Genomic DNA, 12859 nt, shown 5'->3' with positions numbered 1-12859 from the left:
GCCAGCCAATGGCCGAAAACGACGGTCCGGACGACAGCAATGTCATCGTGACAGGTCGCTCTTGCCGGGACGGAGTGTTTCCATTCCGTTTTCTCATAAAGTGATCGACGTTGCATCGGAAACTTAGCTGTTTCCGCGTGATGGCGGTTTTGCGCCTTGATGGTGGCTGATGGCCACGACAAGGACAAGGATGTGCGGGATGACGAGGATGCCGCACGTATGAGCACTGCCATTGTCGTGAGGGGGCGATGGCGCGTTGAGCTGACTTTTGGCTGAAGTCGGCGCGAAGTGTTCGGGGACCATCGATCCCTCAAGGGATCGATTAGAGATGAAGCGGCTGTCGGGCGCAAATGGATACGCCCGGCACCTGGAATGAATTTGGAAGGCGGCAAAATGCATATGAACTCTATGACGGCCGGTGCGTTGGCGAACGGGGACAATGCACATTCGGCGCTCGGCGCCGCATGCTCCGAAGGGGCAGGAGACAATGCCGAGATGAAGCATGATGCTCTGTTTGATCGTTTCAGCAAGCGGCTCAAGGCTCAGGTGGGTGTGGACGTATACCAGAGCTGGTTTGGGCGTCTGAAGCTGCACTCAGCATCGAAAAGCGTGGTGCGCCTGACCGTACCGACGACATTTCTGAAGTCGTGGATCAACAACCGTTACCTCGACCTGATCACGTCGATCTTCCAGGCTGAAGATCCGTCGATCCTGAAGGTCGAAATCATGGTGCGCAGCGCTAGCCGCAGCACCCGTGGTCCTGTCGTCGAGGAGCGTTCGGTCGGATCGGACGTCAGCCAGCCGGCTTCGCCGCGCAAGACCGGACCGCAGACCGTAGGCCAGATCGCCTCGGCCCAGACCCAGGCACCGTCGAACGCCCGTACCACACAGGCAGGTCCGCTGTTCGGCTCGCCACTCGACAGCCGCTATACCTTCGATGGTTTCGTGGAAGGGTCCTCGAACCGCGTGGCGCTCGCAGCTGCCAAGACGATCGCTGAAGCCGGCGCCGGCGCCGTGCGCTTCAACCCGCTCTTCATCCATTCGTCCGTCGGCCTCGGCAAGACGCACCTGTTGCAGGCCATCGCCAATGCCGCAATCCAGAGCCCGCGGCAGCCGCGCGTCGTCTATCTCACGGCAGAATACTTCATGTGGCGTTTCGCAACCGCGATCCGCGACAATGATGCCCTGACGCTGAAGGACTCGCTGCGCAATATCGACCTTCTGATCATCGACGACATGCAGTTCCTGCAGGGTAAGATGATCCAGCATGAGTTCTGCCATCTCTTGAACATGCTGCTCGACAGCGCCAAGCAGGTCGTCGTCGCCGCCGACCGTGCGCCCTGGGAACTGGAATCGCTCGATCCGCGCGTTCGTTCGCGCCTCCAGGGTGGCGTCGCCATCGAGATGGAAGCGCCCGATTACGACATGCGCCTCGACATGATGAAGTCGCGCCTCGACGTCGCCCGCAAGGACGACCCGTCGATCGACATCCCCGCCGAGATCCTGGAGCATGTGGCCCGCAACATCACCAGCAGCGGCCGCGATCTGGAAGGCGCCTTCAACCAGTTGCTCTTCCGCCGCTCCTTCGAGCCGAACCTGTCGATCGAGCGCGTTGACGAACTGCTCGCTCACCTCGTCGGCGCCGGTGATCAGAAGCGCGTGCGCATCGAGGACATCCAGCGCGTCGTGGCCCGTCATTACAACGTCTCGCGCCAGGAACTTGTATCGAACCGCCGCACCCGCGTGATCGTCAAGCCGCGCCAGATTGCCATGTATCTGTCGAAGACGCTCACCCCGCGCTCCTTCCCGGAGATCGGTCGTCGCTTCGGTGGACGTGACCACACGACCGTACTGCATGCCGTCCGCAAGATCGAAGAGCTGATCTCGGCAGACCAGAAGCTGTCGCAGGAAATCGAACTTCTGCGCCGTCTGATAAACGAGTAAGCGAGTTCCTGACGAACCGAATAGAAAGGCCCGCCGATGATGCATCGGCGGGCTTTGTCGTTGGACCGTGCTACACCAAACCGAATGTCGCCGGCTAAACTGAAGATCTGAGGATTCTCAGCAGGCGAGATCCGCGACCACGGCGTCGAGGATCAGCATGCCCGGCGGTGTGCAGCGCAGCCGCGAATTGCCGAGCCGCTCGATGAAGCCCTGATCCAGCAGAAACTGCTCCTTGTCCGGATCGGGGTCGCGGCCGGACAGCTGCTGCCACCGGGCGAGATCTACGCCCTCGCGAAGCCGCAAGCCCATCAGGAGAAGCTCGTCGGCCTGCGCCTCGTGATCGAGCTCTTCGCGTTCGATAATGCCGTGACCACTCTGCTCGACGGCCGAAAGCCAGGTTTCCGGATGCCGCTCGGCGACCGTTGCAATCTTGGTGCGACCCTGGGTGAGGCGTCCATGGGCACCTGGACCGATGCCGGCGTAATCGCCATAACGCCAGTAGGTCAGGTTATGGCGGCTCTCCGCGCCCGGGCGGGCGTGGTTGGAAACCTCATAGGCCGGCAGTCCTTCACGCGCGGTAATCTCCTGCGTCGCCTCATAAAGCGTGGCGGCATGCTCGTCGTCGGGCACGATCAGCTTGCCGGCCTTGTGCAGGCCATAGAAGGCCGTGCCTTCTTCGATCGTCAGCTGGTAGAGCGACAGATGATCGACGGCATAGGAGATCGCTTCCTTCAACTCCCGCTCCCAGGCCTCGACCGTCTGGTTCGGACGGGCGTAGATCAGGTCGAAGGACATGCGCGGAAAAATCTCGCGCGCCAGTCGGATCGCCTTGAGTGCATCGGCGACATCATGCAGGCGTCCGAGGAACTTGAGGTCTGGATCGTTCAGCGCCTGCACCCCGAGCGAAACACGATTGACGCCCGCTGCCCGATAGCCGTGGAAGCGGGTCGCCTCGACGCTGGACGGGTTCGCCTCCATGGTGATCTCGATGCCGTCTGGCATATGCCAGTTGGCCGCAATACCGTCGAGGATCGCGCCGACCGTCGAGGGATCCATCAGCGACGGCGTACCACCGCCCATGAAGACACTGGTGACGGTCTTCGGCCCGGACATGGCCCGCACAGCCTTCAGCTCGGCAAGAAAGGCGGCGACGAAGCGCGCCTGATCGACCGGCTGGTGCCGCACATGACTGTTGAAGTCGCAATACGGACACTTGGCCGCGCAGAAGGGCCAATGCACGTAGACCCCGAAACCAGGCTCGCCAGTGTCGGGCAGGAGCGTAAAGGACCGATCGGTCAAGGCGTCATGCCTCCAGGCAGGTTTCGACGAAAAGCTTGAAGGCCCGGGCACGGTGCGACAGAGCCTCTGGATTGCCGGGCTTCCAGCCATGTTTTTCGTCCGCGGTCATCTCTCCGAAGGTGCGCTGATGCCCCTCGGGCTGGAAGACGGGGTCATAGCCGAAACCGGCGGTGCCGCGCGGCGGCCAGGCAACCACGCCCTCGACCTCACCCCGGAAGAATTCGGTATGACCGTCCGGCCAGGCGAGGCAGAGCACGCTGACGAAGCGACAGGTTCTCTGAGCCGCATCCGTTGCGCCGCGCTCCTGGAGAGCCTTCTCGACCTTCTCCATCGCCATCTGAAAATCGCGGCTGCCATCCTCGCGCTCGGCCCAGTTCGCCGTATAGACGCCTGGGGCGCCGTCGAGCGCATCGATGACGAGGCCGCTGTCGTCCGAGAGCGCAGGCAGCCCCGAAGCCTTGGCAGAGGCGAGCGCCTTGATCGCGGCATTTTCCTCGAAAGTCGTACCGGTTTCATCTGGCTCGACGAAGGCAAGGTCCTTGGCCGATTTGGCAGAAAAGCCGAAGGGGCCGATCAGGTCGGCGATTTCAGCGATCTTGCCGGCATTGTGGCTGGCAACGATGATGGTGCGGGTGTCGAGTTTGCGCATGCGATAGGTCCGTTCAAGAAGTCCAAAGGGTGCGGGACGCGCATTCCAGGCTGTTTCCGGCCGGATCGCGGAAGTAGATCGAGCATGCGCCGTTCGGCCATGTCAGTTCGGATTCGACCGGTATATCGGCCTGCTGCAGCCGACTGCGCATGGCATCGAGATCGTCGTGACGGACGATGAAACAGACATGGCCAGTGCCCCTCGTCCCGTGGGTCGGGACAGGGAAGGGGTCGTCGGCGATGGGTGTCTCCGTTTCTGCCGGATTGAAGATCAGAAGGACGCCGGACCCGCACCGATAGAAGATATGCCGGTTGCCGCCACGGCGGATTTTTTCAAGGCCGAGGACGCCGTCATAAAACGCCTCTGCCTTGTCCAGATCGTCCGCATAGAGTGCGGTTTCGAGGATCCCTTCGATCATGCGGCCCTTCTTCTCAGGCGATTGTCTGCTTCTGCAGCGCCACCAGTTCGTCGATGCCGTTCCGCGCCAGACCAAGCAACGTGAGGAACTCGTCCTGGCTGAACGGCTTGCCTTCTGCCGTGCCCTGGATCTCGACGATGCCGCCAGAGCCAGTCATGACGAAGTTGGCGTCCGTCTCGGCAGCCGAGTCTTCCAGATAATCGAGGTCGATCACAGGCTGGCTTGCGAAGATGCCGCACGAAACGGCCGCGATATGATCCTTGAGGACCTTCTCGACTTTGATCATGCTGCGGGCTTCCATCCACTTCAGGCAGTCATGCAGGGCAATGAAGGCGCCGGTGATCGCCGCCGTGCGCGTGCCGCCATCCGCCTGGATAACGTCGCAGTCGATCGAGATCTGGCGTTCGCCGAGAGCCTCGAGATCGACGATCGCCCGCAGGGACCGGCCGATGAGGCGCTGGATTTCCTGGGTACGGCCGCTTTGCTTGCCCGAGGCGGCCTCGCGCTTCATGCGATCACCGGTGGCGCGCGGCAGCATGCCGTATTCCGCCGTCACCCAGCCTTTGCCCGAATTGCGCAGCCACGGCGGGGTCTTCTCTTCCAGGCTCGCGGTGCACAGCACATGCGTGTCGCCGAACTTCACCAGGCAGGAGCCTTCTGCATGCTTGGAAAAGTTGCGCTCGAATGAAACCTTGCGCATTTGATCGGTTTTTCTGCCGGATGGCCGCATTGCAATCTCCTGGGTTGTTAGTTGCCTTCTAAGGACGGAGCAGCTTATTTGCAAAGAAAAACCATGCCGCAGCGCAGAGAGCCTTGCGCGCGGCGAAATACCCCTTGGTCATCCCGTAAGCAGTGACTATATTTCTTGCATGAAACCTCTGAGATCATGTTCGCTCCGATAATGGCATCACCGAAGACGACCGTCGCAGACGTGTCCGCCTCCCTGGACGACCGCTCCCGGGAGGTCTTTCGCCGTATCGTCGAGACCTATCTCGACAGCGGCGATCCGCTCGGTTCGCGTAATCTTTCGCGCTTATTGCCCATGTCGCTGTCGCCGGCCTCCGTGCGCAACGTCATGAGTGATCTCGAAGAACTCGGCCTCATCTACGCGCCGCATATCAGCGCTGGACGCCTGCCCACGCAGGCCGGCCTGCGCTTCTTCGTCGACGCCTTCATGCAGATCGGCGATCTTTCCGAAGGCGAGCGCGACGAAATCGAGCGTCAGATCAGGCCTTCCGGTGCCGATCAGCCGATGGAGGCCATGCTGACCGAGGCAAGCCGCATGCTGTCCGGCCTGTCGCGTGGCGCCGGTCTTGTCATCTCGGCAAAGAACGATCCCGTTCTCAAGCATGTCGAATTCATTCGGCTCGAACCGACCAAGGCGCTCGCCGTTCTCGTCGGCGAGCACAATCAGGTCGAGAACCGCATCATCGAACTGCCGGCAGGCATCACGGCCTCGCAGTTGACCGAGGCGGCCAATTTCCTGAACGCCAACCTGGCAGGTCAGACGCTGCGCGAACTGCGTGGCCAGATTGAAAGCCTGAAGTCCCAGGTGGCGACCGAGCTCGACACCCTGTCCCAGGATCTGGTCGAGCGCGGCCTCGCTGTCTGGTCGGGCGAAGTGGCCGAAAAGCAGCCCGCCCGCCTGATCGTCCGCGGTCGCGCCAATCTGCTCGAAGGTCTTGCCGGCTCTGAGGACATTGATCGCCTGCGCCTGCTCTTCGATGATCTGGAGCGCAAGGAAAGCTTGATCGAAATCCTTGATCTGGCCGAAAGCGGCCCGGGGGTCCGGATCTTCATCGGATCAGAAAACAAGCTTTTTTCGCTCTCCGGCTCCTCATTGATCGTCGCACCCTATCGTGATGGCGAAGACCGTATCGTCGGCGCCGTCGGCGTGATTGGTCCGACCCGCCTCAACTATTCGCGCATAGTGCCGATGGTCGATTACACCGCTCAGCTGATGGCGAGGCTCTCGCGCGGCGCGCGCTGAGCCAATTTCCCGACAAACCCTTGATTTTTTCTCGTCAAACCCTGATATCGGGCACGCATTCGAAAGCTTTGAGCTTCGAAAACGAGACATCATCCGGAGAACGTCATGACCGAAGAAACCAACAAGAACGGACCTGACGCGGCAGCTACCGAGGCAGAAGCAACCGCGACCACCGAAGAAGGACAGGTTGCGAACGAAAGCGAGGCCGGGTCCGCGCAGGAGAATGATCCGATCGACGCTTTGAAGGCAGAAAACGCCGATTTGCGCGACCGTTTCCTGCGCCTGGCCGCTGAAATGGACAATCTGCGCCGCCGCACCGACCGCGAAATCAAGGATGCCAAGTCCTATGCGGTCACCGGCTTCGCCCGCGACATGCTCTCCGTTTCCGACAACCTGCGACGCGCGATTGAGACGCTGCCGGACGAGGCTCGTGCCGCCGCAGACGCGACCGTCACCGCTCTGATCGAAGGTGTCGAAATGACCGAGCGCGGTATGCTGGCAACGCTCGAGCGCCATGGCGTGCGCAAGATCGAGGCGGAAGGCCAGAAGTTCGATCCGAACTTCCATCAGGCGATGTTCGAGGTGCCCAATCCGAACGTGCCCAACAACACAGTCGTCCAGGTCGTTCAGGCTGGCTACGCCATCGGCGAGCGTGTGCTGCGCCCGGCCATGGTCGGTGTTGCCAAGGGCGGTCCGAAGGAAGCCGCAGCCGAGGATGCCGCCAAGGCGTGAGCAGACGTGATATCGCGTGAATGAAAAAAAGCGCCCCATTCGGGCGCTTTTTTGCTGTCTGGACCTAAAGGCAGTCGCTCAGGCGGCGTTCGACGCCTGTTCCTCGTTGAGGAAGGTGTAGATCGCCGAGGCCGATTCAGTCGCCCGGAGCTTGGCCACCAGGTCCTGGTCGCGCAGCACGCGCGCAATGCGTGACAGGGCCTTGAGATGATCTGCCCCGGCACCCTCGGGCGCGAGCAGCAGGAAGACCAGATCGACCGGCTGATCGTCGAGCGCTTCGAAATCGACCGGCGTTTCGAGTCTTGCGAAGACGCCCGTGATCTTGCTGATCTTGTTCAGCTTTCCATGCGGGATGGCGATGCCGTTGCCCACGCCCGTCGAGCCGAGGCGCTCGCGCTGCAGGATCACGTCGAAGATTTCCCGTTCCGGAATGTCGGTAAGCTTGGAGGCTTTGGCCGCAAGTTCCTGAAGCAGCTGCTTCTTGGAGTTCACCCGGAGAGCCGGTACGACAGCATCCTGCTGCAGCAAATCTGCCAATGCCATATCAATGTCCTTCATGCCTCGGATCGAGGAACGGGCGGCTGCCTCGCGCAGCCGCCCAAGCCGATCTTCAGCCTTTGATGTTGGCGGAATCGATCCACCCGATATTACCGTCATTCCGACGATAAACGATATTCAATTGTTCACTTCCCGGGTTTCTGAACAGAAGAACCGGGTCGTCAGTCATGTCGAGAGCCATAACTGCGGAAGCGACGGACATGGTCCGAAGTTTCTTGGTGCTCTCGGCAACGATCGTCGGCGCATAGTCCTCGGGAAGTTCCTCGTGATCCTCGTCGACGGAATCCATAACCGTGTAGGCGACCTCGATCGACGGGTTCTGTGCTTCTCCCGCGTGATGATCCTTCAGCTTGCGCTTGTAGCGGCGCAGGCGCTTCTCGACGCGCTCGAAGGCGGTGTCAAAGGCCACTTGCGGATCATTGGCCTCACCTGCTGCATGCAGGTTTGCGCCGGTATCGAGATGCACCAGGCAATCTGCCGCGAAGCGCGACTGCGACTTCGAGACGACCACTTGCCCGGAATACCCTCCGTCGAAGTATTTGGTAACCGCATCCTGGATTCGATCTTCGATCCGCTGCCGGAACGTTTCGCCGATTTCCATCTGCTTGCCGGATACACGCACACTCATGGAGTTTCCCTTCTTATGATTGGTTGCGTATCCATTTTACGCCAAGCGACGGCCGCGTCCAAGCTTTTCGAACGGTTAGGTTAGTCTGTGCCTTCGTTTGTCGGGCGTCGTCGAAGGATCTGTCCTTCGGTTGACAGTGTGCGCTGTCGATTGCGGCGCGCTTCTAGCCGCCCACGGGGAAAGAGTCAATCTCCTGTTAATCTTTAAGGCGGGAAGGGGGCCGTCAGCCGGCCGAAACCTTGGCCATGGCGCGCTTCTCGCGACGTCTCTGGACGGAAGAAGCGATGTTCATCGACTCGCGATATTTGGCGACGGTGCGCCGGGCGAGATCGACGCCTGATGATTTCAGCTGATCGACGATATCGTCGTCAGAGAGAACCGTTTCGGGGCTTTCCTTCTCGATCAATGCGCGGATCCTGTGGCGCACGGCTTCCGCCGAATGGCTGTCGCCGCCTTCCGCCGAGGCGATCGACACGCTGAAGAAGTATTTGAGTTCGAACAGCCCGCGGGGCGTGAGCATGTATTTGTTCGTCGTCACGCGGCTGACGGTCGATTCGTGCATCTTGATGGCATCGGCGACCGTTTTCAGGTTCAGCGGCCGCAGGTGGTCGACGCCGTGGTCGAGGAAGGCGGACTGCTGGCGCACGATCTCGGCTGCGACCTTGGTGATCGTTCGCGCGCGCTGGTCGAGGCTGCGCGTGAGCCAATTGGCGTTCTGCAGGCATTCCGACATGAAGGCCTGGTCGGGGGCGTCCTTGGACGCCTTCGGGCGCCCAACAGCGGCCATGTAGCTATGGTTCACAAGCACGCGCGGAAGCGCATCCGGATTGAGTTCGACCTGCCAGCCTCCAAGCCCGTCGGGACGTACGACGATATCGGGCGTCACGGATTCGCTGACCGCATGCTCAAAGCTGCTGCCCGGCTTCGGATTGAGCTTGCGGATCTCCGACAGCATGTCGACGAGATCTTCCTCATCGACGCCGCAGATCTTCTTCAGCGTGGCGAAGTCGCGCTTTGCAAGCAATTCGAGATTGTTTATGAGACCTGCCATCGCCGGATCATACCGATCACGTTGACGCAGCTGGATCGCCAGGCATTCGCTGAGGCTGCGCGCAAAGACCCCGGCGGGCTCGAGCGTCTGCAGGGTCGCAAGAACCGCCTCGACATCCGCGCCGCTCAGACCGAGGCGAGACGCCACCTCGTCGAGATCTGCGCGCAGATAGCCCGCTTCATCCAGGTGGTCGATCAGCACGGAGGCGAGCAACTGATCCGAGGCCGAAGAGAGTGCGAAGGGGACTTGCTGGTTCAGGTGGTCCCTGAGGCTGACCTGACCGGCAACGAAATCGTCGAGGTCATAGCCCTCGCTTCCGTCCCCGGACTGACCGGGCATGGATTTCCATTGCCCAAGCAGCTCCGGCGCATCGGGCCGCTGCGTGGAGCCTTCGTCGGCAAAGGCGGTATCGTAATTCGTATCGAGCCTGTCGTTCAGCCGCTCGCTCGCACCGTTCTCATACCAATCGCTGTCGAGCGATGGGGAGGCGCCAGCCTCGTCTGCAGCGGCCTGGTTTTCCTGCGTCGTATTGCCGTGGCGATCGGCATTGTCAGGCATTTCGCCGCCCAAATCACCATCATCTGCCGCCATTTCGAGCAGCGGATTCCGCTCCACTTCCTGCGCAATGAACTGCATCAGTTCGAGGTGAGTCATCTGCAACAGCTGAATCGACTGCATCAGCTGGGGAGTCATCACCAAGGACTGGCTTTGTCGCAGGAACAGATTGGCGGATAAGGCCATGGCGGACGTTCGACTCCCCTACATTTCCCCGCAATCCCGCCTTTTATGGCGGGAGATTCCACTTGGCCCAAAAATTGCTTTTTATTTTGTTTTGGTCAAGCCGTGGGAATGGTGAGGCGGTCTTTTCTTCAAAGATCCGTCAGAGGCTGAACTGTTCGCCGAGATAGAGGCGACGCACATCGGCATTGTTGACGATGTCGTTGGCCCGGCCATGGGTGAGCACTTCACCGGCATGGATGATATAGGCGCGGTCGATCAGGCCGAGCGTTTCACGCACATTGTGGTCGGTGATGAGAACGCCGATGCCGCGTGCCGTCAGATGTCGCACGAGGTTCTGGATGTCGGAGACCGAGATCGGATCGACGCCCGCAAAGGGTTCGTCCAGCAGCATGAATGTCGGATCGGTCGCAAGGGCACGTGCGATTTCCAGACGTCGGCGTTCACCGCCGGAAAGCGCGACAGCCGGCGACTTCCTCAGTTTCTCGATGTGGAATTCGGCGAGCAATTCGTCGAGCTTCTCTTCGCGCTTGCGCTTCTCGGAGACATGGACCTCAAGCACTGCGCGAATGTTCTCTTCCACCGTCAGGCCGCGAAAGATCGACGCTTCCTGCGGCAGATAGCCGACGCCGAGACGGGCGCGCCGATACATCGGCATGGAGGTGACGTCGTTGCCGTTGATCGAGATGGTGCCGGCATCGACCGGAACGAGGCCCGTGATCATGTAGAAACAGGTCGTCTTGCCCGCCCCATTGGGCCCGAGCAGCCCGACGGCTTCGCCGCGGCGGACCACCAGCGAAGCACCGTTGACGACGCGGCGCGAATTGTAGGTCTTCGTCAGTCCATGCGCGATCAGTGTGCCTTCATAGCGCGACTTGTCGCCCGGCAGGCCGGTCGGGTTCGCCGCCTTTTTGGGCTGCTTCGTCCTGGAGAAAAATGGAATGTGCACGTTCACGCGAACCCGTCAGTTGCTCTGCTGGGACTTGGGGTCGAGCTGAATCTGAACGCGCCGGCCACAGCTGTCGAGCTTGGCCTGACCGGAATTCATCTGGACGGTGAGTTTGCAGCCGACAAAGACGTTCTGCCCTTCCGAAAGCACGACGCGCTCGCCTTCAAGTACGAAGACCTGCTGCGTCATGTCGAAATACCCCGTATCGGCAGTCGCCTGCTGCGTGCCGGATGACAGGAATACCTTCTGGGCCACGTCGATCTTCTCGATATCGGCATTGCCCTGGGTCACCGTCTGGCCCTCGCCGCGATAGTGAACGACCATGGTCCCGGCCTGCAGCGTCGTCGTGCCCTGCACAACCTTCACATTGCCGGTGAAGAAGGCCTTCTTTTCCTGCTCGCGGATCTCCAGCTGATCGCTTTCAATCTGAATGGGTTGATCGTTGGACAGCTTCAGACCGTTCATCTGGCTGTTGGTCGTCTGTGCCGCCGATGGTCCGGCAACTAGACCTGCCGAAACCAGAAGGAAGCCAGCAAAGGAAAACTTGGCGAAGGTGCTGTGAATCATGGCTGGGCGGCTTCCGTGGACCGATTGCTTTGAATGGCGGACGGCTCGATGTTCAACTTGACACTGCCCGCGAAGATCATGGTTCGCCCCTTATCCTTCATCTCGAGCGAGTTCGCAACAATCGACGCGCCTTTGGTCTGGATGGCGACAGGATCATTTGTCTTCATCGTGCCACCGGCAATATCGAGATTGGCGGAATTGAACTGCGCGTCGATGCCGCTGCTGAGATTGAGAGTGAACGGCTTGTCGAGGTTGAGGGTGTTTGCGCCACGGTCAAAGATGCCGCTCGAGGCGACAACGCGGGCGATGATCTTGTCGTTGACCGGCACGGCAGCGGCAATGGTCTCGAGCGCGATGATATTGGGATTCTTGATGTCCTGCAGCGCTCGCTCAGCGCGCATCGAATAGCGCACGCCCTCGTCGTTGCGGCCCGCGATCGCAGGCTTTTCCATCACGACCTTACCGTCTTCTATAGTGGCGGACTCGATCTGCAATTCGTCGGGCATCAGGCTGCGCACGAAGGAAACCGCAACGAATGCCAGCGTGATGGCCAGTGCGACGACAGGTAGAAGGAAGCGCAGACGCCGGACGCGACGCGAATGGCTGACCGCCCGCCGATAGGCATCGGCTTCGGATCGGCGCTCCAGCGGCGGCAGGCCTTCATGTGTCGCTTCCAGCATTCCCTAGGATCCGTAATATTGTGGCGGTGGCCGTCAGCAAGCCGCCTGTTCGTCGTTTCGCATGTCCGTTCGGCCTTGCCAATATGGATTATGGCAGACTTGTTACAAGAAAGCGCCACACAAGCCATGCAGCACGCGGAGGGTGAAAATGTGACCCTCGCGATCACGATATTGCGTGTGACGCTCGTCATATCTCTCGCAAAGCCGGCAATTTATGGTTAAGTTGTTCCTTGACTGAGCTTTTTTGCTTTGGCAACGTTATCGCCGCTCAACGTCACAATAGAAATTTCAGGGGGTCCGCGTGATAAAGTCGGAATTGGTGCAGATCGTCGCGGCCCGCAATCCGCATCTCTATCATCGCGATGTCGAGAATATCGTCAATGCGGTTCTGGACGAAATCACTGATGCGCTGGCCGCCGGCAATCGCGTGGAGCTCCGCGGCTTTGGTGCCTTTTCCGTCAAGAACCGTCCCTCGCGCTCGGGGCGCAATCCGCGTACAGGTGAAACCGTGTTTGTCGAGGAGAAATGGGTTCCGTTCTTCAAGACGGGCAAGGAACTGCGCGAGCGCCTCAACCCGGGCATGGGTGACGAGGACGACGAATAAGCGCTTTTCGCGTTGAAAATTCCGCCCCTGTCCTTAACTTGAGCCCAAAGAG

General features: G+C 60.5%; 14 protein-coding genes. 4 read left to right on the top strand and 10 right to left on the bottom strand.

Features of this window, described 5'->3' with window-relative positions; genetic code table 11:
- The first annotated feature begins 393 nt into the window (after positions 1-393).
- A complete protein-coding gene (gene dnaA, locus SJY08_RS16630) occupies positions 394-1944 on the top strand; it encodes a chromosomal replication initiator protein DnaA (RefSeq protein ID WP_300889859.1) in 1551 nt (516 codons plus the stop codon).
- A gap of 117 nt (positions 1945-2061) precedes the next feature.
- Here the strand turns inward: dnaA and hemW are convergent, their stop codons facing one another.
- Genes hemW through rph form a run of 4 tightly spaced genes read right to left on the bottom strand, consistent with a single transcriptional unit; the run spans position 2062 to position 5040 of the window.
- Positions 2062-3243, bottom strand: a complete 1182-nt coding sequence (gene hemW / locus SJY08_RS16625) for a radical SAM family heme chaperone HemW (RefSeq protein WP_377276979.1) — start codon at positions 3241-3243, stop codon at positions 2062-2064.
- A gap of 4 nt (positions 3244-3247) precedes the next feature.
- Positions 3248-3892, bottom strand: a complete 645-nt coding sequence (gene rdgB / locus SJY08_RS16620; protein ID WP_300889862.1) for an RdgB/HAM1 family non-canonical purine NTP pyrophosphatase — start codon at positions 3890-3892, stop codon at positions 3248-3250.
- A 13-nt stretch (positions 3893-3905) separates the two neighbouring features.
- Entirely contained in the window at positions 3906-4310 is a 405-nt protein-coding gene (locus SJY08_RS16615) for a VOC family protein (RefSeq protein WP_300889863.1), read from the bottom strand.
- A 13-nt stretch (positions 4311-4323) separates the two neighbouring features.
- Positions 4324-5040 carry a ribonuclease PH gene (gene rph / locus SJY08_RS16610; RefSeq protein ID WP_054151197.1) on the bottom strand — a complete coding sequence of 239 codons (717 nt, stop codon included), beginning with the start codon at positions 5038-5040 and terminating at the stop codon, positions 4324-4326.
- Positions 5041-5211: 171 nt separating this feature from the next.
- Here rph and hrcA point away from each other — a divergent pair, with 171 nt between their 5' ends.
- Both hrcA and grpE read left to right on the top strand, forming a co-directional pair.
- A complete protein-coding gene (hrcA, locus tag SJY08_RS16605) occupies positions 5212-6300 on the top strand; it encodes a heat-inducible transcriptional repressor HrcA (RefSeq protein WP_377278639.1) in 1089 nt (362 codons plus the stop codon).
- Between the two features lie 105 nt (positions 6301-6405).
- Positions 6406-7032 (top strand): nucleotide exchange factor GrpE, encoded by a 627-nt coding sequence (gene grpE, locus SJY08_RS16600; protein ID WP_054151195.1) that lies wholly within the window; start codon positions 6406-6408, stop codon positions 7030-7032.
- Positions 7033-7110: 78 nt separating this feature from the next.
- Here the strand turns inward: grpE and ptsN are convergent, their stop codons facing one another.
- The 6 genes from ptsN to lptC form a co-directional block, all read right to left on the bottom strand.
- A complete protein-coding gene (gene ptsN, locus SJY08_RS16595; RefSeq protein WP_054151256.1) occupies positions 7111-7575 on the bottom strand; it encodes a PTS IIA-like nitrogen regulatory protein PtsN in 465 nt (154 codons plus the stop codon).
- 67 nt (positions 7576-7642) lie between these two features.
- Complete coding sequence (hpf, locus tag SJY08_RS16590) at positions 7643-8218, bottom strand: ribosome hibernation-promoting factor, HPF/YfiA family (RefSeq protein WP_054149161.1); 576 nt, start codon at positions 8216-8218, stop codon at positions 7643-7645.
- A 223-nt stretch (positions 8219-8441) separates the two neighbouring features.
- Positions 8442-10010: an RNA polymerase factor sigma-54 gene (gene rpoN / locus SJY08_RS16585; protein ID WP_377276974.1), complete on the bottom strand. Its 1569-nt coding sequence runs from the start codon at positions 10008-10010 to the stop codon at positions 8442-8444.
- Positions 10011-10149: 139 nt separating this feature from the next.
- Positions 10150-10896 carry an LPS export ABC transporter ATP-binding protein gene (gene lptB, locus SJY08_RS16580; protein WP_054149174.1) on the bottom strand — a complete coding sequence of 249 codons (747 nt, stop codon included), beginning with the start codon at positions 10894-10896 and terminating at the stop codon, positions 10150-10152.
- A gap of 75 nt (positions 10897-10971) precedes the next feature.
- Complete coding sequence (locus SJY08_RS16575; RefSeq protein ID WP_300889865.1) at positions 10972-11523, bottom strand: LptA/OstA family protein; 552 nt, start codon at positions 11521-11523, stop codon at positions 10972-10974.
- Complete coding sequence (gene lptC / locus SJY08_RS16570; protein ID WP_054149158.1) at positions 11520-12203, bottom strand: LPS export ABC transporter periplasmic protein LptC; 684 nt, start codon at positions 12201-12203, stop codon at positions 11520-11522. The genes SJY08_RS16575 and lptC overlap by 4 nt, the downstream gene beginning before the upstream one ends.
- A 301-nt stretch (positions 12204-12504) precedes the next feature.
- On the opposite strand from lptC, the gene SJY08_RS16565 reads away from it, so the two are divergent.
- Positions 12505-12807 (top strand): integration host factor subunit beta, encoded by a 303-nt coding sequence (locus SJY08_RS16565; RefSeq protein ID WP_054149157.1) that lies wholly within the window; start codon positions 12505-12507, stop codon positions 12805-12807.
- The last annotated feature ends 52 nt before the right edge of the window (positions 12808-12859 follow it).

The organism is Rhizobium sp. R86522, assembly GCF_042466255.1.
Taxonomy (GTDB): Bacteria; Pseudomonadota; Alphaproteobacteria; order Rhizobiales; family Rhizobiaceae; genus Allorhizobium.
Note: the sequence above shows the minus strand (reverse complement) of the source record. Positions and strands in the feature narration are given on the sequence as shown.